General features: G+C 70.6%; 15 protein-coding genes. 2 read left to right on the top strand and 13 right to left on the bottom strand.

Features of this window, described 5'->3' with window-relative positions:
* From ACZ60B_RS08895 to uvrC, 11 genes are all read right to left on the bottom strand, one after another.
* Positions 1-807, bottom strand: an 807-nt coding sequence (locus tag ACZ60B_RS08895; protein ID WP_469385322.1) for a glucose-6-phosphate isomerase, incomplete at its 3' end; no start/stop codon positions are given.
* 241 nt (positions 808-1048) lie between these two features.
* Complete coding sequence (locus ACZ60B_RS08890) at positions 1049-1336, bottom strand: RNA polymerase-binding protein RbpA (protein ID WP_037668570.1); 288 nt, start codon at positions 1334-1336, stop codon at positions 1049-1051.
* 257 nt (positions 1337-1593) lie between these two features.
* Positions 1594-1830 (bottom strand): preprotein translocase subunit SecG, encoded by a 237-nt coding sequence (gene secG, locus ACZ60B_RS08885; protein WP_469385321.1) that lies wholly within the window; start codon positions 1828-1830, stop codon positions 1594-1596.
* 136 nt (positions 1831-1966) lie between these two features.
* Positions 1967-2743 carry a triose-phosphate isomerase gene (tpiA, locus tag ACZ60B_RS08880; RefSeq protein ID WP_469385320.1) on the bottom strand — a complete coding sequence of 259 codons (777 nt, stop codon included), beginning with the start codon at positions 2741-2743 and terminating at the stop codon, positions 1967-1969.
* 6 nt (positions 2744-2749) lie between these two features.
* Complete coding sequence (locus ACZ60B_RS08875; RefSeq protein ID WP_469385319.1) at positions 2750-3961, bottom strand: phosphoglycerate kinase; 1212 nt, start codon at positions 3959-3961, stop codon at positions 2750-2752.
* Between the two features lie 124 nt (positions 3962-4085).
* On the bottom strand, positions 4086-5096 hold the full coding sequence (gene gap / locus ACZ60B_RS08870; protein ID WP_162468842.1) for a type I glyceraldehyde-3-phosphate dehydrogenase: 1011 nt from the start codon (positions 5094-5096) through the stop codon (positions 4086-4088).
* A gap of 190 nt (positions 5097-5286) precedes the next feature.
* On the bottom strand, positions 5287-8244 hold the full coding sequence (locus ACZ60B_RS08865) for a M14 family metallopeptidase (RefSeq protein ID WP_469385318.1): 2958 nt from the start codon (positions 8242-8244) through the stop codon (positions 5287-5289).
* A gap of 148 nt (positions 8245-8392) precedes the next feature.
* A complete protein-coding gene (gene whiA, locus ACZ60B_RS08860) occupies positions 8393-9382 on the bottom strand; it encodes a DNA-binding protein WhiA (RefSeq protein WP_152889933.1) in 990 nt (329 codons plus the stop codon).
* Positions 9373-10440 (bottom strand): gluconeogenesis factor YvcK family protein, encoded by a 1068-nt coding sequence (locus ACZ60B_RS08855; protein ID WP_469385317.1) that lies wholly within the window; start codon positions 10438-10440, stop codon positions 9373-9375. The genes whiA and ACZ60B_RS08855 overlap by 10 nt, the downstream gene beginning before the upstream one ends.
* Positions 10437-11513: an RNase adapter RapZ gene (gene rapZ / locus ACZ60B_RS08850; protein ID WP_469385316.1), complete on the bottom strand. Its 1077-nt coding sequence runs from the start codon at positions 11511-11513 to the stop codon at positions 10437-10439. The genes ACZ60B_RS08855 and rapZ overlap by 4 nt, the downstream gene beginning before the upstream one ends.
* Positions 11510-13663, bottom strand: coding sequence for an excinuclease ABC subunit UvrC (gene uvrC, locus ACZ60B_RS08845; protein WP_469385315.1), 2154 nt, complete (start codon positions 13661-13663; stop codon positions 11510-11512). The genes rapZ and uvrC overlap by 4 nt, the downstream gene beginning before the upstream one ends.
* A 365-nt stretch (positions 13664-14028) precedes the next feature.
* On the opposite strand from uvrC, the gene ACZ60B_RS08840 reads away from it, so the two are divergent.
* On the top strand, positions 14029-14988 hold the full coding sequence (locus ACZ60B_RS08840; RefSeq protein ID WP_469385314.1) for a hypothetical protein: 960 nt from the start codon (positions 14029-14031) through the stop codon (positions 14986-14988).
* Between the two features lie 27 nt (positions 14989-15015).
* Here ACZ60B_RS08840 and ACZ60B_RS08835 read toward each other — a convergent pair whose 3' ends face one another.
* Complete coding sequence (locus ACZ60B_RS08835; RefSeq protein WP_469385313.1) at positions 15016-15435, bottom strand: Rieske (2Fe-2S) protein; 420 nt, start codon at positions 15433-15435, stop codon at positions 15016-15018.
* 236 nt (positions 15436-15671) lie between these two features.
* Between ACZ60B_RS08835 and ACZ60B_RS08830 the strand changes: the two genes are divergently transcribed.
* Complete coding sequence (locus ACZ60B_RS08830; protein ID WP_469385312.1) at positions 15672-16583, top strand: carbohydrate kinase family protein; 912 nt, start codon at positions 15672-15674, stop codon at positions 16581-16583.
* 78 nt (positions 16584-16661) lie between these two features.
* On the opposite strand, the gene uvrA is transcribed toward ACZ60B_RS08830, so the two are convergent.
* Entirely contained in the window at positions 16662-19700 is a 3039-nt protein-coding gene (gene uvrA / locus ACZ60B_RS08825; protein WP_469385311.1) for an excinuclease ABC subunit UvrA, read from the bottom strand.
* Positions 19701-19798 lie beyond the last annotated feature (98 nt).

Genomic DNA, 19798 nt, shown 5'->3' with positions numbered 1-19798 from the left:
GTCCCAGAACTCGAACATGTTGGCCGTGTCGATGCCGAAGTCGGACACCTTCCCGGCGTTCGTGGACAGGGCCACGAAGTGCTCGGCGACCGCCTCGGGACCGGCTGCCAGGCCGCTCAGCAGCCAGTCGCGGGCCGAGGTGGCGTTGGTGATGGTCTCGATGGTGGTGAACGTCTTCGACGCGACGATGAACAGCGTCTCCGCCGGGTCGAGGTCGCGGACGGCCTCGTGCAGGTCGGCGCCGTCCACGTTGGAGACGAAACGGAGGGTCAGATCGCGGTCGGTGAAGGCGCGCAGCACCTCGTACGCCATCGCCGGGCCGAGGTCGGAGCCGCCGATCCCGATGTTGACGACGTTCCTGATGGGCCGGCCGGTGTGGCCGGTCCACTCGCCCGAGCGGATCCGGTCGGCGAAGGCGGCCATCCGGTCGAGGACCGCGTGCACACCGGGCACCACGTTCTCGCCGTCGACCTCGACCACCGCGTCCCGGGGGGCGCGCAGCGCGGTGTGCAGGACCGCCCGGTCCTCGGTGGTGTTGATCTTCTCGCCGCGGAACATCGCGTCCCGCAGCCCGAACACGTCGGTGGCGGCGGCCAGCTCGCGCAGCAGCCGCAGCGTCTCGTCGGTGACGAGGTGCTTGGAGTAGTCGATGTACAGGTCACCGACCTGGAGCGTGTATCCGCTGCCCCGGCCGGGATCACCGGCGAACAGATCTCGCAGACCGGTGTCGGCGAGCTCCTCGCGGTGCTTGGCCAGAGCGGTCCACTCGGGCGTCTGATTGAGCCTGGAACGGCCGTCTGCGTTCATATCCGACTTCAGCCTTCTTTCCTGCCTGTCCCGCTGCGTACCTTGCCCCGCTGCCGCTCCCAACCTAATTGATCAGTTGAGCGGCGGCGCAACTACAGGTACGTCCGGCTGACGTGTTGGTGTCAGCACGGTGCGAGGACGGGCGGAGAAGACAGGGCGAACAGAACGAGGCCGGGACGACCGGGCGGAGAAGACATCGGGTCCGGCAGGACACCTCGCGATGTCCGGCCGGACCCGGTCGTCAGATCTCGCCCCGCAGTTTGGCGAGCGCCTCGGCGAGGATCGCCTCGCCGTCCGCGTCGCTGCGCCGCTCCCGCACGTACGCCAGGTGCGTCTTGTAGGGCTCGGTGCGCGGCGGGTCCGGGGGGTTGTCCCGGTCCTGGCCGGCCGGGAAGCCGCAGCGCGGGCAGTCCCAGTTGTCGGGCACCTGTGCGTCACTGGCGAAGCTGGGCTGCGTCTCGTGCCCGTTGGAGCACCAGAAGGAGATGCGCAGCCGCGGCGCTGACTCGCCGCGCTCGGCCTCGCCCATCGGCCCCGCCCCGACCCGGCTTCCTCGGATCGCGTTGCCACTTGCCACGGTGTAACTCCCTGCGTGATGGTGCCGCGAAGCGAGTCGGCGTTTCGCCTCACTGCGAGCGCCTCAGTCTACGTAAGGCCCAACGCGCGTCCAGTGATTGGAGTTACCGGCCCCACACCCAGACGCAAGCCCCATGATAGGCCGCGCCCAGCGGCGCGTACCGAACATGGGGCGTTACGCACGAAACGCGCTCGCGCGCACTCCGTCGATCAGCTGTTGCCCTTCATCAGGATGCCGAGCACCATGATGGACGCGAACCACAGCACACCGATCACCACGGTGATGCGGTCGAGGTTGCGCTCGGCGACCGAGGAGCCGCCGACGGACGACTGCATGCCACCACCGAACATGTCGGAGAGGCCGCCGCCCTTCCCCTTGTGCATCAGCACCAGCAGCATCAGCAGCAGGCTGAAGACGATCAGGGCGATCGAGAACCCCAAAACCACGGCTGGACCAACTTCCTCGGAACTGGATGGACGACGGGGGCCCGGACTCGTGAAGGAGTCCCGGCCCCCGCAAGGGTACGACGGATCGCCGCTAGCGCCTACTCACCGGTCGATCCACTGCCGACCGGTGACCGGTTCACTGGTCGCGGAAACGGACGATCTTGACGAACTCGTCGACGTCCAGCGAGGCACCGCCGACCAGGGCGCCGTCGATGTCGGCCTGCGCCATGATCTCGGCGACGTTGCCCGACTTCACGGAGCCGCCGTACTGGATGCGGACCTGGTCGGCCAGCTCCTGCGAGTACAGCTCGGCGAGCTTGCCGCGGATGGCCGCGCAGACCTCCTGGGCGTCCCCCGCACCGCAGACCTTGCCGGTGCCGATGGCCCAGACCGGCTCGTAGGCGATCACGACGGACTCGGCCTGCTCGGCCGGGAGGTCCTTCAGGCCGCCCTCGACCTGCGCGAGGGTGTGGGTGACGTGGTCGCCCGCCTCGCGGACGTCCAGCTCCTCGCCGACGCACAGGATGGGGGTCAGGCCGTGCTTGTAGGCGGCCTTGACCTTGGCGTTCACGATCTCGTCGGTCTCGTGGTGGTACTGACGGCGCTCGGAGTGGCCGATGGCCACGTACGTGCACTTCAGCTTGGCCAGCATCGAGCCGGAGATCTCGCCGGTGTAGGCACCGGAGTCGTGCGCCGAGAGGTCCTGGGCACCGTACTTGATCTTGAGCTTGTCGCCGTCGACCAGCGTCTGCACCGAGCGCAGGTCGGTGAACGGCGGCAGGACGGTGACCTCGACGGCGTCGTAGTCCTTGTCGGCGAGGGCGAAGGCGAGCTTCTGGACGTGGGCGATGGCCTCGAGGTGGTTGAGGTTCATCTTCCAGTTGCCCGCCATCAGCGGCGTGCGAGTGGTCATACGGGGTCAGTCCTCCAGTGCGGCGAGGCCGGGGAGCGTCTTGCCCTCGAGGTATTCGAGGGAGGCGCCACCGCCGGTCGAGATGTGGCCGAATGCGTTCTCGTCGAAACCGAGGGTGCGCACCGCGGCGGCGGAGTCACCGCCGCCGACGACGCTGAAGCCCTTGGAGTCGACCAGGGCCTGGGCGACCGCCTTGGTGCCCTCGGCGTAGTCGGGGTGCTCGAAGACGCCCATGGGGCCGTTCCAGAAAACGGTCTCGGCGTCGGAGAGCTTGGCTGCGTACAGGGCGCCGGTCCTCGGGCCGACGTCCAGGCCCAGCTGGCCCTCGGGCATCGCGTCCGCGTCGACGGCGGTGTGCTCGGTGGACGCCTTGGCCTTCAGGTCCGGGAATCCGGGAGAGACCACGACGTCGACCGGGAGCAGCAGTTCGACGCCCTGCTTCTCGGCGCGCTCCATGTACTCGGTGACGGCCGGGATCTGGTCCTCCTGCAGGAGGGAGCTGCCGACCTCGTAGCCCTTGGCCTTGAGGAAGGTGAAGGCCATGCCGCCGCCGATCAGGATGCGGTCGGCCTTGCCCAGGAGCTGGTCGATGACGGCCAGCTTGTCGGAGACCTTGGAGCCGCCGAGCGCGACGACGTAGGGGCGCGCGACGTCCTCGGTGAGCTTCTTCAGGACGCCGACCTCGGTGGCGATGAGGTAGCCGGCGTAGTGCGGAAGGCGGGCCGGCAGGTCGTACACGGAGGCGTGCTTGCGGTGCACGGCGCCGAAGCCGTCGCCCACGTAGACGTCGGCCAGGGCGGCGAGCCGGTCGGCGAACTCGCCGCGCTCGGTGTCGTCCTTGGACGTCTCGCCGGCGTTGAAGCGCAGGTTCTCGATGACCGCGACCTGGCCGGGCTGAAGGCCGTCCACGGCGTCGTGGGCGGCGGGGCCGACGGTGTCCTGCGCGAACGCGACCGGGGCACCGAGGAGTTCGGCGAGCCGCTCGGCCGCGGGCAACAGGGAGAAGGCGGGGTCCGGGGCGCCCTTGGGGCGGCCCAGGTGCGAGGCCACGATCACCTTGGCGCCCGCCTGCGCGAGGGCCTTGACGGTGGGCAGGACGGCGCGGATGCGGCCGTCGTCGGTGATCACGCCGTCGGCCAGCGGCACGTTGAGGTCGGCGCGGACGAAGACCCGCTTGCCGTCCACGCCGGAGGCGAGAAGTTCGTCGATCGTCTTCATGTAGGGGACTCCCGAGAGGGCTGGTGTTCGGAAGAGGGTTGATCTGCACGCGAGTCAGGGCTCGGACAGCGCGCCTGTGCGCTGCCCGAGCCCTGCACTCACATCGAAGTGTCTGATCCGGCGATCAGAGCTGGTCGCCGACGAAGACCGTCAGGTCGACGAGGCGGTTGGAGTAGCCCCACTCGTTGTCGTACCAGCCGAGGATCTTCACCGTGTTGCCCTCCTGGACCATGGTCAGGGAGGAGTCGAAGGTGCAGGAGGCCGGGTCGCTGACGATGTCCGAGGAGACGATCGGGTCCTCGGTGTACGCCAGGAAGCCCTTGAGGTCGCCGTCCTCGGAGGCCTTCTTGAACGCGGCGTTGACCTCGTCGCGGGTGACCTCGCGCTGGAGCGTCACGACCAGGTCGGTGGCCGAGCCGGTCGGGACCGGGACGCGCATGGCGATGCCGTCGAGCTTGCCCTTGAGCTGCGGCAGGACCAGGGCGGTGGCCTTGGCGGCACCCGTCGTGGTCGGGATGATGTTCTCGGCGGCGGCGCGGGCGCGACGCAGGTCCTTGTGCGGGAAGTCCAGGATGCGCTGGTCGTTGGTGTACGCGTGGACCGTCGTCATCAGGCCCTTGACGATGCCGAAGTTCTCGTCGAGAACCTTGGCCATCGGCGCCACACAGTTGGTGGTGCAGGAGGCGTTGGAGATGACGTGGTGGTTCGCCGGGTCGTAGTCGCCCTGGTTGACGCCCATCACGATGGTGATGTCCTCGTCCTTGGCCGGAGCCGAGATGAGGACCTTCTTGGCGCCGCCGGCGATGTGCTTCTCGGCGTCGGCCTTCTTCGTGAAGATGCCCGTCGACTCGATGACGATGTCGACGCCGAGCTCGCCCCACGGGATGTCGGCGGGGTTGCGCTCGGACAGGACCTTGATGGTGTGGCCGTCGACGGTGATCGTGTCGGCGGTGTGCGACACCTCGGCCTTCAGACGGCCGAGGATGGTGTCGTACTTGAGCAGGTGCGCGGTGGTCGCGGTGTCACCCAGGTCGTTGACAGCCACGATCTCGATGTCTGCACCCTGCTCCAGCAGCGCGCGGAAGTAGTTACGACCGATGCGGCCAAAGCCGTTGATGCCTACGCGGATCGTCACGAACCGATCTCCTCGTTGGTACGCCGGTTGCGACACCGGCGAGCTAAATGGGATGTCCCCGACCGCCTACGACCCTACCCCTCGGAGACCCCCGGAGTGACATTGAGACGCCCCATACGCGGCGAGGCGGCCCGTACCCGCCAGTAGGGGTACGGACCGCCCGCTCCGATCGTGCGATCGTCACCAGGTGTTACCCGGCGAGTGCCTTGAGCGCCTTGCCGATCAGGGCCGTGCGGTCGGCCGCCGCGGTGACGTGCTCCAGGCCGAAACCGAGCAGCACGGTGTCGTCCGTGGTGACGGCTCCATAGGTGCGGAACAGCGCTCCGGTGCGCGCCCAGTCCTTGAGGACGGCGGGGCTGCCCGCGGGCGGCCCGGTGACCTGCCAGGCGCCCAGGGACGTCTCGAAGCCCTCGGTCTGGGTGGCGGTGCCGCCGACGACGAGCGACAGGTCGTCGGCGAGGACGCCGTGGCCGCCGCTGCCCGGGTCGGTGACATAGGCGAGGGAGACCTCGACGGACCTGCCGGCGTACGCGCTCAGGTCGAAGTCCACCTGCTGCCAGCCGGCGGAGGCGCCGGTGAGGGCGTTCCAGGAGCCGCTGGTGCCGGTGGCGGTGCAACCGTCCGACGCCAGGGTCAGATAGTGCTTCAGCCAGGGGTGTTCATTGACGTAGAACCCGGCGCCGCACTCGGCAGGGACCGCGGTGCCGGTGGCGCCGCCCGCCTCGGGCAGCGTCGTCCAGTCCTCGCCGCCCACCGTGTGCGCCTCGACGACGGCGTTGTCGTAGCCCGGCTCGGTGTCCCACAGCAGTCGGCCGTGCAGAGTGGGCTTGTCGGCGGCGCTGACGCCGGTGAGGTCGATGGTGCGGGTGAGGCGCTTGTAGGCGTCGTCGGTGTGCACCGCGGCCGCCATGCCGGAACCGCTGTACGGCCCGTACGGGTTGACGGTCCCGGCGAACTGGCCCGCGCCCGCGCTCGCGAACTGCGGGTAGCCGGCCGTGGGCAGCTCGTCGGAGGTGATCCCGTAGGTTCCCGCCCGGTCGAGCGGGTTGCCGGCCGCCGGGCCGAGCGCGCCGCCGGCGCCGGCGAGGGCTCCGGAGCCGGTGAAGCCGGTGGCTCCGGGCGTCGACGTACGCGAGTAGGCGCCCAGGTAGTACTGGCTGAAGTCGTTCGAGAGCGTGCCGTCGCCGAGGTCGACGCTGCCGCCGGCCTGCTCGCCCGCCTCGATCAGCTTGCCGCCCTCGTTGAGGTAGGCGCGCAGTTGGAGCTGGGTGGGGTTGCCCGGCCGGCCCGCGCCCGTGTAGTGGACGACCGTCCGGAAGTGGTCCAGCACGCCGAGCGCGTCGGGGGCGCCCTGGGCGGCGACGTCCCAGACGATCGCCTTGCGGCCGTTGGCCTTCAGCGCGTCCACGTACGTCTGCGCCTGTACGGCGGTCGCGCCCTCCTCGGCGACGACGAGCGTGTCGGCCTTGGCCCGTTCGGCGACGGTGTACGTGAAGTGCTCACTGGTGGCGGGCTTCCCGTTCCGGGACCTGCCGGTGAACCACACCTCGACCTTGTCGCCCGGTGCGCCGCCCCGGACCTCGGCCCGGTACTCGTCGAAGTAGAGGTTGTCGTCCCCGCCGTAGGTCTCGCCACCCTTCCAGGGCCTGAGCGCCTGGTCGTGGGTACGGCCGCCGTTGACGCGGTACTTCAGCTCCTTGTCGCGGACGGACCTGCGCGCGACGACCGAGACCTCCTGGTCCGCGCCGCGCGCGTACGAGGTCGGGAACGCGGCCGGGGTGAAGTCGGCGGCGGTCAGGCCGACCGAGGACGAGGGCCGGTCGGGGTGGGCCGCGGTCTCGGCGACGGAGAGCGCGAACGGGACGTTCTTGGCGAACTCCTGCTGGATCAGCTTCTCGTCGTCCGGGAAGTTGAAGACCGACTGGCAGTCGGAGGCGTTCCAGGTGTCGTTCGGGTCGAGGTCCGAGGCGGTCTGGCAGGTCGACATCTCGGGGGTGAACATCGCCATGCCGTTGACGTTGCCGGCGTGCCCGTCCGCCTCGCCGTTGGTGGTGTAGAGCTCCGAGGAGACCTGCGGGTGGTAGCCCGGGACCGCGGAGTTCGCGGGGGTGCCGGCCAGCGCCTTGTACAGGACGTCGTCCGGGGTCGGCGTGGCGACCTGCCAGCCGACGCCGTAGAGGAGCAGTTCGGCGGCGGAGTGGTAGTTGATGCCGTACGTGAAGCCGATGCGCTTCTCGAACGCGTCGAGCGCCTTCGTCTCGGGCTCGGAGGCCGGGGTCGCGCCGCGGTAGGTCTCGCTGGTGGGGTTGGGGGACGAGCCCTCGTCGTCGTAGCCCCACTTGTAGGCGAAGTTGCGGTTGAGGTCGACGCCGTCGCCGGTGCTGATGACGCCGTCGCCGTTGACGTCCCGCAGGTTCTTGCGCCACAGCCGGGTGGCGCTGTTCCGGAAGGTGTAGTCGTAGCCGTCGGGGTTGGCCGACAGGACGAACCACAGCTCGGTGGAGTCGACGATCTTCTTGACCCGCTGGTCGGTCCTGTAGTTGTCCAGGTAGTAGTGCAGCAGCCGCCTGGTCATCTCCGGCGTGATCCACTCGCGCGCGTGCTGGTTGGACATGTACAGCACGGAGGGCTTGGAGCCGTCCCGGGACTTCTTGGCGCCCTTGGTCAGTTTGAGCGCGAGGATGTCCTGGCCGCCGACCGTCCTGCCGATGGAGACGACCTTGGTGAGGCCGGGGTTCTCCTGACCGGCCCTGACGATCTCCTCCTTCAGGCCGCCACTGCCGCCGTACGGACGGAACACGCCCTCGGCGGCGGCCGCGACGCGGTTCTCCGCCCTGGCCGAGAGGGTGTGCTCGGTGAGGTCGACGCCCTGCCGCTCCAGCTTCCGTGCCTGGTCGTCGGTGAGGTAGACCTCGACGTCGGCCGTGCCCTGGTCGGGCGCCTGTCCGGCGAGTTCCTGGCCGTCCTGTCCGGCGGCCAGCAGCAGGGGTAACTGCTGCTTGGTGATCTCGGCGCGGTAGACCTTGACCTCGTCCGGTCCGGACGAGGTCGCCGGGTGTCCGCTCTGCGCCTGGGCGATGGGTGCGATGCTCGCTCCGCCGATCAGGAGCGCGCCGACAGCGAGGATCGATCTCGCTCTGTGTCTCATGAACCCCCCTAGCAGTGGTCCGCCACGACGACGAACACCTGCCAGGCTCATGACAGTTCATGATCCAGTCAAGAGTGCATCAAAGACGGACAAACGCCGGTGCCCGGGCCCCTCGGGCAGGGGCACCGGCGTGGCGGCCGCGGTCGGATCAGCCGACCAGGTTGTCGGCCAGGTCCTCGGAGATGTTGGCCTCGGTGCCCGGGATGCCCAGATCGGAGGCCCGCTTGTCGGCCATCGCCAGCAGCCGGCGGATCCGGCCTGCGACCGCGTCCTTGGTCAGCGGCGGGTCGGCGAGCGCACCCAGCTCCTCCAGGGAGGCCTGCTTGTGCTCCATGCGCAGCCGGCCCGCCGCCGCCAGGTGTTCGGGCACCTCGTCGGCGAGAATCTCCAGGGCGCGCTGGACACGGGCACCGGCGGCGACGGCCGCACGGGCCGAACGGCGCAGGTTGGCGTCGTCGAAGTTGGCGAGGCGGTTCGCCGTGGCCCGCACCTCGCGGCGCATCCGCCGCTCCTCCCAGGCCAGCACGGACTCGTGCGCGCCGAGCCGGGTGAGCAGCGCGCCGATCGCGTCGCCGTCCCGGACGACGACCCGGTCCACCCCGCGGACCTCACGGGCCTTCGCCGCGATGGACAGCCGGCGGGCGGCACCGACCAGGGCGAGGGCGGCCTCCGGACCCGGGCAGGTCACCTCGAGGGACGACGAGCGGCCGGGTTCGGTCAGCGAGCCGTGCGCCAGGAACGCCCCGCGCCAGGCCGCCTCGGCGTCACAGGTGGCCCCGGAGACCACCTGCGGGGGCAGACCGCGGATCGGGCGGCCGCGGCCGTCCACCAGACCGGTCTGCCGGGCCAGCTGGTCGCCGCCCGCGACCACCCGCACCACATAGCGCGAGCCGCGGCGCAGACCGCCCGGCGCCATCACGATCAGCTCGGAGGTGTGGCCGAAGATCTCCAGGACGTCCCGCTTGAGCCGGCGGGCCGCCATCGCGGTGTCCAGCTCCGCCTCGATCACAATGCGCCCGCTCACCAGGTGAAGGCCGCCGGCGAACCGCAGGATGGCGGAGACCTCCGCCTTTCTGCAGCAGGTCCGGGTGACGGGGAGCCGGGAGATCTCATCCTTCACCGCTGCCGTCATCGCCATGGGCCGATCCTTCCATGCATCCGAAAAATACGGTCGTACGCGGCGGCGAGGAGCTCCGGGTCGTGCCGCGAAGTCCCATCGGCCCGGGCCACCGGCGCCAGCTCGACCGCGGCCCCGAACCGGTTGGCGGCTTCGGTCAGCGAGTCGCGGTCGGGCACGGCGGCCTCGTCGGCCAGCACCACGTCCAGGGCGAGTTTAGGGGCGTGTCGTCCCAAAACCTCCAAATGACGCTGCGGGGAGAACCCTTCGGTTTCTCCGGGCTGCGGTGCGAGGTTCAGGGAGAGTACCCGGCGCGCCTTGGTCTGCGTGAGCGCGTCCAGCAGTTCCGGCACCAGCAGGTGCGGGATGACCGAGGAGAACCAGGAGCCGGGGCCGAGCACCACCCAGTCCGCGTCCAGGACCGCGGCGACGGCCTCGGGCACGGCGGGCGGGTCGTTCGGCACGAGGTGCACGGACTGCACCTCGCCGGGTGTGAGGGCGACCGTCGCCTGGCCGCGGACGGTGTCCGTCTCCTCGGGCCGGTCCGGGTCGTGGCCGCGGACCAGGGCCTCGAGCTCCAGCGGCACGGCGGACATGGGCAGCACCCGCCCGTGCGCGCCGAGCAGCTTGCCGACCAGGTCCAGGGCCTGCACATGGTCGCCGAGCTGCTCCCACAGGGCGACGATCAGCAGATTGCCGACCGCGTGCTCGTGCAGGTCGCCCTTGGACTCGAAGCGGTGCTGGATGACGCGGGCCCAGGTCTGGCCCCAGTCGTCGTCGCCGCACAGCGCGGCCAGCGCCTTGCGCAGGTCGCCGGGCGGCAGCACGCCCAGCTCGTCGCGCAGGCGCCCGCTGGAGCCGCCGTCGTCGGCCACGGTGACGACGGCGGTGAGGTCGCCGGTGATCCGGCGCAGCGCGGCGAGCGAGGCGGACAGACCCATGCCGCCGCCGAGGGCGACGACCTTGGGCTGGGCGCCGCGGCGGCGGGGCTTGCCGCCGCGGGCCTCGACCGGCCGGTTCACGCGCCCGTCGGGTACCGCCCGGCGCAGTCGGCCCAGCCGCAGAGTTCGTGCCGTCATTCCCGTCCCATGTCCCGGTGTACGACCACCGTCTCCACACCCTCGGCCGCAAGGCGCGCGGCAAGTTTCTCCGACATCGCGACCGAACGGTGCTTCCCGCCCGTACAGCCGACCGCGATCGTCACATAACGCTTGCCCTCACGGCGATAGCCCGCGGCAACCAGTTGGAGGAGCTCCGCGTAGCGGTCGAGGAACTCCTTCGCGCCGGGCTGGTTGAAGACGTACGCCGCCACCTCCTCGTTGACCCCGGTGAAGGGGCGCAGCTCGGGGACCCAGTGCGGGTTGGGCAGGAAGCGCATGTCCACGACCAGGTCGGCGTCGACCGGGAGACCGTACTTGAAGCCGAAGGACATGACGGTGGCCCGCAGCTCGGGCTCCTCCTCGCCGGCGAACTGGGCGTCCATCTTGGCGCGCAGCTCGTGCACGTTCAGGCTGGAGGTGTCGATCACCAGGTCGGCGTCGCCGCGCAGCTCGCGCAGCAGCTCGCGCTCGGCGGCGATGCCGTCGACGATCCGGCCGTCGCCCTGGAGCGGGTGCGGGCGGCGCACCGACTCGAAGCGGCGCACCAGGGCGTCGTCCGAGGACTCCAGGAAGACGACCCGGTGCGTGACGCCCCGGACGTCGAGGTCCGCGAGGGACTCGCGGAGGTTGTCGAAGAAGCGGCGTCCACGCACGTCGACGACGACCGCGATCCGTGCCACGTTGCCCTGCGAGCGGGCGCCGAGCTCCACCATGGTGGGGATCAGAGCGGGCGGGAGGTTGTCGACGACGAACCAGCCGAGGTCCTCCAGACACTTGGCGGCCGTCGAGCGTCCGGCCCCCGACATGCCGGAGATGATCACCAGCTCGGGGATGACCGCGTCCGGATTCCCGGGCGGTGTGCTGTCCGTACTCACCTGTGCTCCGTCTTCATGGCGTGCGTCGTGCGGCCCGTCCTGCCCGGGTGCGTCCTGCTGGGGTGCATCCTGCCTGGTCGCACCGTGCTGGGGTGCATCCTGCCCGGCGGAATTTTCGCGCGTCTCGCTGGGCGTGCGTTCTCGGTCCGCCGTGGGCTGCGTCTCGTGCTCGGTCATGGTTCCTGCCCCCGTCGTTCGTCGGGGACGCCCGCGGTCACGGGATCCCCAGGGGCGTCCGCCGTCGTCTCGGGCGCCCCGGCTTCGTGGTCTTCTTCCATGATCTCTCCAGTGGCCGTGTTCACGGCGGGCGCGGCCGGAGCCGCCTGGGCGAGGGTCACGGCGACGGTCTCGGCCGTCTTGCGGCCTATGCCCGGAACCTCGCAGATCTCGTCGATGGTCGCGGACCGCAGTTTCTTCACCGATCCGAAGTGCTTGATCAGTGCCTGCTTACGGGTCTCGCCCAGGCCCGGCACGTCGTCCAGGGGGCCGGCCCTGAAGCGCTTGGCGCGCTTGGTGCGCTGGTAGGTGATCGCGAAGCGGTGGGCCTCGTCACGGACGCGCTGAAGCAGGTACAGGCCCTCGCTGGTGCGGGGCAGGACGACCGGGTCGTCCTGGTCCGGCAGCCACACCTCTTCCAGGCGCTTGGCCAGGCCGCAGACCGCGATGTCGTCGATGCCGAGCTCGTCCAGGGCCCGCTGGGCCGCCGCGACCTGCGGCTGACCGCCGTCGACGACGACGAGCTGGGGCGGGTAGGCGAAGCGTTTGGGCCGCCCGTCCTCCTCGGTGAGGGGGTGCGTCCCGTTCGTCCCGCCGCCGACGTCGCCGACGCCGTCGACGGCACCGCCGACAGCGCCGCCGTCGCTCCCGCCGGCCGTCCCGCCGCCGGCCTGCTCGTCGGCCGTGCCGTCGGTCCACTCCCCCGTGCGCTCCTTCTCCACGAGGTAGCGCCGGAACCGGCGGGTGATCACCTCGTGCATGGAGCGGACGTCGTCCTGGCCCTCGAAGCCCTTGATCTGGAAGCGGCGGTACTCGCCCTTGCGCTGCAACCCGTCCTCGAAGACGACCATCGAGGCGACCACGTCGTCACCCTGGAGATGGGAGATGTCGTAGCACTCGATCCTCAGGGGCGCGCTGTCCAGTTCGAGGGCGTCCGCGATCTCCTCCAGGGCGCGTGAGCGCGTGGTCAGGTCGGAGGCCCGCTTGGTCTTGTGCAGGACGAGCGCCTGCTGGGCGTTGCGCTCGACCGTCTCCATCAACGCCCGCTTGTCGCCGCGCTGCGGGATGCGCAGGGACACCTGGGAGCCACGGCGACCGGTCAGCCACTCCTGCACGGGCTCCACCGGCTCGGGCAGGGCCGGCACCAGGACCTCCTTGGGGACGGCGTCCCCGCTCTCCTCGCCGTAGAGCTGCTGGAGGGCGTGCTCGACGAGAGCGCCGGTGGTGATCTCCTCCACCTTGTCGGTCACCCAGCCTCGCTGGCCGCGCACACGACCGCCGCGGACGTGGAAGATCTGGACCGCCGCCTCCAGCTCGTCCTCCGCGACCGCGACGAGGTCGGCGTCGGTCGCGTCGGCGAGCACGACCGCGTTCTTCTCCATGGCCTTCCGCAGGGCCTCGATGTCGTCGCGCAGGCGGGCGGCCCGCTCGTACTCCATCTCCTCGGCCGCCTCGGTCATCTGCCGCTCCAGGCGGCGGAGGTACGCGCCGGTCCGGCCGGTCATGAAGTCGCAGAAGTCATCGGCCAGTTCGCGGTGCTCCTCGGCGGAGACACGGCCCACGCAGGGCGCCGAGCACTTGCCGATGTAGCCGAGCAGGCAGGGGCGGCCGGTGCGGGACGCGTTCTTGAAGACGCCCGCCGAGCAGGTGCGCACGGGGAAGACGCGCAGCAGCAGGTCGACGGTGTCGCGGATGGCCCACGCGTGCACGTACGGACCGAAGTAGCGCACACCCTTCTTCTTGTGACCGCGCATCACCTGCACGCGCGGGAACTCCTCGTTCATCGTCACCGCGAGGTACGGGTAGCTCTTGTCGTCGCGGTACTTGACGTTGAACCGGGGGTCGTACTCCTTGATCCAGGAGTACTCCAGCTGGAGCGCCTCGACCTCCGTGGACACGACGGTCCACTCCACGGACGCGGCGGTGGTCACCATCGTCCGGGTGCGCGGGTGCAGGCCCGCCAGGTCCTGGAAGTAGTTCGCCAGGCGCTGGCGCAGGCTCTTCGCCTTGCCGACGTAGATCACCCGGCGGTGCTCGTCGCGGAACCTGTACACCCCGGGAGAGTCCGGGATCTGTCCCGGCTTGGGGCGGTAGCTGGAGGGGTCGGCCATGTCTCACACCCTACTGGCGAGGGGCGACACTCCGGCGAGGCTGTGGACAACGTCGGCCGACGTCCCGGTCACCGGGAGTGACACGTGGCGTACGAGCAGTCCAGGCGGCGCGAGCGGCGCGGGCGGGCGGCCCGCCCGGCCCGGGGACGGGCCGCGGCGGCACGGTGCGGACTCGGCCAGGAGACCGCCGCGGTTGGGCATCAGGTGTTGTCGGGACTTGGTCAACACGCTTCAATGCGGGGGAACTCGGGGCCGTGCACGACGGCGTACGGGCGTGACGACTCCCGACGCGAACCGGGCGGCCCCGGTTCCGCTCCCGCGAACGGTCTGACCAGCCGTTGTGACATTCACAGAAAGGCCCCTGCATGCCGCACGCCACACAGCACGCGGACGTCGCCGCCGACGTCGCCATCGCGGAACTGGACACGGCCCTGCGAGGCGGCCCCTTCCACGTCGCCCTGCGGGCCGCGATCGCGGCCCGCGGACTGCCGCTGCAACGCGTGCAGCACCATCTCTCCCGCTACGGGGTGAAGGTCGGCGTCACCAGCCTGAGCTACTGGCAGCAGGGCGCCCGCCGCCCGCAGCGCCCCGAGTCGCTGCGGGCCGTCCGGGCCCTGGAGGAGATCCTGCAACTCCCGGACGAGTCCTTGATACGTCTGCTCGCCGAATCCGAGGACGGCGCCCACGGCGACCGGTCCTCGTCCCGCTCCTACCGCTCCTTCGTCGCGGCCTCGGGAGTTCTCGAACACCTGCTGGCCGAACTGGAGTGCCCCGTCGACAACGGGCTGGACTCCCTGGGGCACCACGAGCGGGTGCGGATCGGCACGCGGGGCGAGCTCCTGGGGCGCGAGTCGCACCACATCGTGCGGGCCCACCGCGACGGCGTCGACCGCTTCGTGGCCGTCCACCACGGCGACCAGGGCTGCGCGCCGGAGCGGATGTTGGTGCGGGCCCTGGAGAACTGCCGCACGGGACGGGTCCGCCGGCATCACGACACCGGTGTGCTCGTGGCCGAGCTGCTCTTCGACACCCGGCTGCGCTCCGGCGACACGTTCCTCTTCCGCTACGCCGTCGAGGACGGTACGGCCGGCGCCTCCCGCGAGTACCTCCGTGAGTTCGGCATGGCGGGCGGACAGTACGCCCTGGAGGTGTGCTTCGACGCGCACACGCTGCCGGTGCGCTGCCATCGGTTCACCCAGCATTCCGCGGCGGCCCCGCGCAGCGGCCGTCAGGGGCTGGCGCTCAGCCCGCAGCACCGCTCGGTGCATCTGGTGGAGCCGCGGGTACGGGCGGGGCTCGTGGGCATCGCGTGGGACTGGGAGTGAGCGCGGGACGCTCGACGCCTCCTTCGATCAGGCTTCGGGTCCCGCGACGATCCGGCCGTCCTTGACCTCGACCGCCAGTTCCGTCAGCGGCACGGTGGCCGGGGCGTGCACCACCTTGCCCGTCAGCGCGTCGAACCGGCTGCCGTGACAGGGGCAGACCAGGGTCGTCCCCTCCAGCTTGTTGATGGGGCACAACGCGTGCGTGCAGATCGTGCTGTACGCCTTGAGGGTGCCGTCCTCGCGTCGGCCGACCACCACGTTGTGGTCCCGGTACAGCTTGGCGCCGCCCGGGGCGATCTCGCTCTCCGCGCCGACCTGCACCGGGGCGGTCGGCACGGCGGGCGCGGTCTGCCCGGTCGCGCAGGCGGCGAGGCCGAACCCGGCGACGGGCGCGGCGGCCGCCCCGCGCAGAAGGGTGCGGCGGCTCGGGACGGGACGGCCGGACATGAGGATCTCCACGGGTCGGGGGCGGTACCTTCCGACCCTAACGGAGGACGATGTTCCGGTCTGGCGCGAGGACGGGTACCGCGGGGGAACGCCCGCACAGGCGTTTTACGCCGGGGACCGGATGGGATACGTTCCCGGCTGCGTCGGCCGTCCGGAGCAGCACGCCCGGCCGGGAGCAGCACGCCCGGCCGGCACGGGCCGGGCGGCCCTCACCGTCGCGGAAAGGACCCGGACTCGTGATCGTCGTCGCCGGTGAGGCCTTGATCGACCTGGTACCACAGGGGCCCGGCGCCCTGGCGGGCCTGACGCCGGTGCCGGGCGGTGGCCCCTACAACACCGCCGTGGCGCTCGGCCGTCTCGGCTCCCCCACGGCCTTCTGCTCCCGCACCTCCTACGACGCCTTCGGCGAGGCGCTGCTCGACGGGCTGCGCCGGGCGGGGGTGGACGTGTCGGCCGTGCAGCGCGGCACGGAGCCGACCACACTGGCCGCCGCGACGCTCGACGCGAGCGGCTCGGCCGCCTACTCCTTCTATGTCGAAGGCACCGCCGACCGGCTGTTCACGGCGCCGGACCGGCTGCCCGACCGGACCCGGGCCGTGTCCTTCGGAACCTGTTCCCTGGTCCTCGAACCCGGCGCGAGCGCCTATGCGGAACTGCTGCGCTCGTCGTCCGGGCAGGGTCTGTTCACCACCCTGGACCCGAACATCCGGCCGGGTCTGATCCCCGACGCGGACGCCTACCGGGCGCGCTTTCGAAGCTGGCTGCCGTCGGTCACGCTCCTCAAGCTCTCCGAGGACGACGCCCGTTGGCTCGGCGGCACCCCCGGCGAGTGGCTCGCGGCCGGCCCCTCGGCCGTCGTGATCACGCGTGGCGGTGACGGGCTCACCGTCTTCACCCGGGACGGCGGGGAGCACTCCGTGCCGGGCGAGAAGACCGACGTCGTGGACACCATCGGCGCCGGGGACACGGTGAACGCGGCCCTGCTGCACGGCCTGTCCGTCCAGGACGCGCTCTCCCCCGGGGCGCTGGCCGCGCTGGGCGCCGACGGCTGGACCCGGCTGCTGCGGTTCGCGGCGCGCGCGGCCGCGCTCACCTGCTCCCGCGCGGGCGCGCAGCCCCCGTACGCCCACGAGCTCGGCGAGCCGTAGCGGGCGCGTCCCGGTCTCCGCGACCGCCCGGCCGTCGATGAGGGCGTCATCGACGGCCGGGCGGCGCGGACGACAGGGTCAGGCCTTGCGGGCCCGTGCCGTCTTCTTCGCCGGGGCGGCCTTCTTCGTGACGCCCGCGGCCTTCTCCGTCGCCGTGTTGTTGGCGGTGGCGGTCGCCCTGGCCGTGGCCGTCTTCTTCGTGGCCGACCTGGCGGCGACCGTCTTGGCGGCCGTCTTCCGGCGCGAGGCCTGCGCCGGAATGGCGTCGCTGATCCGGTCGGCGGACAGGATCTCGCGCAGGAACTTGCCGGTGTGGCTGGCCGGGACCCCGGCGACCTGCTCGGGCGTGCCCTCGGCGATGACGAGGCCACCCCCGGCGCCGCCTTCCGGGCCCATGTCGACGACCCAGTCCGCGGTCTTGATCACGTCGAGGTTGTGCTCGATGACGATGACCGTGTTGCCCTTGTCGACCAGGCCCGACAGGACCTTCAGCAGCTTGCTGATGTCCTCGAAGTGCAGACCGGTGGTCGGCTCGTCCAGGACGTACACCGTGCGCCCGGTGGAGCGCTTCTGCAGCTCGCTGGCGAGCTTGACGCGCTGCGCCTCACCGCCGGACAGCGTGGTCGCGGACTGGCCGAGCCGGACGTAGCCGAGGCCGACGTCCTTGAGGGTCCTGAGGTGCCGGGAGATCGCCGGCACGGCGTCGAAGAAGTCCGTCGCCTCCTCGATCGGCATGTTCAGCACGTCGGCGATGGACTTGCCCTTGTAGTGGACGTCCAGGGTCTCCCGGTTGTAGCGGGCGCCGTGGCAGACCTCGCACGGGACGTACACGTCCGGGAGGAAGTTCATCTCGATCTTGATGGTGCCGTCGCCCGCGCAGTTCTCGCAGCGGCCGCCCTTGACGTTGAAGGAGAAGCGGCCGGGCAGATAGCCCCGGACCTTCGCCTCGGTCGTCTCCGCGAACAGCTTGCGCACATGGTCGAAGACACCGGTGTACGTCGCCGGGTTCGAGCGCGGGGTGCGGCCGATGGGCGACTGGTCGACGTGGACCACCTTGTCGACGAGGTCGTCGCCGTCCACGCGCGTGTGCCGGCCGGGGACGTTCCGCGCGCCGTTCAGCTCGCGGGCCAGGTGGGTGTAGAGGATGTCGTTGACCAGGGTCGACTTGCCGGACCCGGACACGCCCGTGACCGCGGTGAACACGCCCAGCGGGAAGGACACGTCGATGTCCTGGAGGTTGTTCTCGCGGGCGCCGTGCACCGTCAGATGCCGCGACGGGTCGAGCGGGCGCCTCACGTCGGGCACCGGGATGGCCTTCTTCCCGGACAGGTACTGCCCGGTCTGCGACTCGGGGTTGGCGAGCAGCCCCTTCAGATCGCCGCTGTGCACGACCTTGCCGCCGTGCTCGCCCGCGCCCGGGCCGATGTCGACGACCCAGTCGGCGACCTTGATGGTGTCCTCGTCGTGCTCGACGACGATGAGCGTGTTGCCCATGTCGCGGAGCCGGACCAGGGTCTCGATCAGCCGGTGGTTGTCGCGCTGGTGCAGGCCGATGGACGGCTCGTCGAGGACGTAGAGGACGCCGACGAGTCCGGAACCGATCTGGGTGGCCAGACGGATGCGCTGGGCCTCGCCGCCGGAGAGGGTGCCGGCCGCGCGGTTGAGCGAGAGGTAGTCCAGACCGACGTCGACCAGGAACCGCAGCCGCTCGTTGACCTCCTTGAGCACGCGCTCGGCGATCTTCTTGTCGCGGGCGTTCAGCTTGAGTCGGCCCAGGAAGTCGGCGCAGTCGCTGATGGACATCGCGGAGACCTCGGCGATGGACTTCTCCATGACCGTGACCGCGAGGACGATCGGCTTCAGGCGCGTGCCCCGGCAGGTGGGGCAGGGCACCTCGCGCATGTAGCCCTCGAAGCGCTCACGGCTGGCGTCGCTCTCGGCCTCGCCGTGCCGGCGCTTGACGAACGGGACGGCGCCCTCGAAGGCGGTCGTGTACACGCGCTCGCGGCCGTAGCGGTTGCGGTAGCGGACCTCGATCTGGGTCTTGTGGCCGTACAGCAGGGCCTTCCTGGCGCGCTGCGGCAGGCCCGCGAACGGGATGTCCGTCCGGAAGCCGAGCGCCTCCGCCAGGGCGCCGATCAGCCGGCCGAAGTAGTCCTTGGTGTGCCCGTGCGACCAGGGGTGGATGGCGCCTTCGTCGAGGGACTTGTCCTCGTCCGGGACGATCAGTTCGGGGTCGACCTCCATGCGCGTGCCGATGCCGGTGCACTCGGGGCAGGCGCCGAAGGGCGAGTTGAAGGAGAAGGAACGGGGCTCCAGCTCCTCGAAGGACAGGTCGTCGTACGGGCAGTACAGGTGCTCCGAGTACATGCGCTCGCGCTCGGGGTCGTCCGCGGCGAGGTCCACGAAGTCGAGCACGACCATGCCGCCGGACAGGCCGAGGGCGGTCTCCACCGAGTCGGTCAGACGGCGCTTGGCGGACTCCTTCACCGTGAGGCGGTCGATGACCACCTCGATGGTGTGCTTCTCCTGCTTCTTCAGTGCGGGCGGGTCGGAGAGCTGGATCGTCTCGCCGTCCACGCGGGCGCGGCTGTACCCCTTGGTCTGGAGGTCGGCGAACAGGTCGGCGAACTCGCCCTTCCGCTCACGCACCAGCGGCGACAGCACCTGGAAGCGGCTCCCCTCCGGCAGCTCCAGCACCTTGTCGACGATGGCCTGCGGCGACTGCCGCGAGATCGGCCGGCTGCACTCGGGGCAGTGCGGCTTGCCGATGCGGGCGAAGAGCAGACGGAGGTAGTCGTAGACCTCGGTGATGGTGCCGACCGTCGAGCGCGGGTTGCGCGAGGTCGACTTCTGGTCGATGGAGACCGCCGGGGAGAGGCCTTCGATGAAGTCGACGTCCGGCTTGTCCATCTGACCGAGGAACTGGCGGGCGTACGAGGAGAGCGACTCCACGTAACGGCGCTGCCCCTCGGCGAAGATCGTGTCGAAGGCCAGCGAGGACTTGCCCGACCCGGACAGGCCCGTGAAGACGATGAGCGAGTCCCGTGGGAGGTCGAGCGAGACATTCTTCAGGTTGTGCTCGCGCGCGCCACGGACGATGAGACGGTCGGCCACGCCGGTCCGCACCTTTCTTGAGAGAAGAGAACAGGGGCAAGCCCCTGTGCTTCTCAGACTAGGGGGAGCCACTGACAACGCCGGTCGGATTCCAGGAC

The sequence above is a fragment of the Streptomyces sp. NPDC104096 genome (genome assembly GCF_055584385.1).
This window is presented reverse-complemented; position numbering and strand designations above follow the sequence as displayed.

Coding starts and splice junctions, on each gene's coding strand:
- ACZ60B_RS08890 (WP_037668570.1), bottom strand. CDS start 1,336: ATGGGCGAGGCCGAGCGCGGCGAGTCAGCGCCGCGGCTGCGCATCTCC.
- tpiA (WP_469385320.1), bottom strand. CDS start 2,743: ATGACCACTCGCACGCCGCTGATGGCGGGCAACTGGAAGATGAACCTC.
- ACZ60B_RS08875 (WP_469385319.1), bottom strand. CDS start 3,961: ATGAAGACGATCGACGAACTTCTCGCCTCCGGCGTGGACGGCAAGCGG.
- ACZ60B_RS08865 (WP_469385318.1), bottom strand. CDS start 8,244: ATGAGACACAGAGCGAGATCGATCCTCGCTGTCGGCGCGCTCCTGATC.
- whiA (WP_152889933.1), bottom strand. CDS start 9,382: ATGGCGATGACGGCAGCGGTGAAGGATGAGATCTCCCGGCTCCCCGTC.
- ACZ60B_RS08855 (WP_469385317.1), bottom strand. CDS start 10,440: ATGACGGCACGAACTCTGCGGCTGGGCCGACTGCGCCGGGCGGTACCC.
- rapZ (WP_469385316.1), bottom strand. CDS start 11,513: ATGACCGAGCACGAGACGCAGCCCACGGCGGACCGAGAACGCACGCCC.
- uvrC (WP_469385315.1), bottom strand. CDS start 13,663: ATGGCCGACCCCTCCAGCTACCGCCCCAAGCCGGGACAGATCCCGGAC.
- ACZ60B_RS08840 (WP_469385314.1), top strand. CDS start 14,029: ATGCCGCACGCCACACAGCACGCGGACGTCGCCGCCGACGTCGCCATC.
- ACZ60B_RS08835 (WP_469385313.1), bottom strand. CDS start 15,435: ATGTCCGGCCGTCCCGTCCCGAGCCGCCGCACCCTTCTGCGCGGGGCG.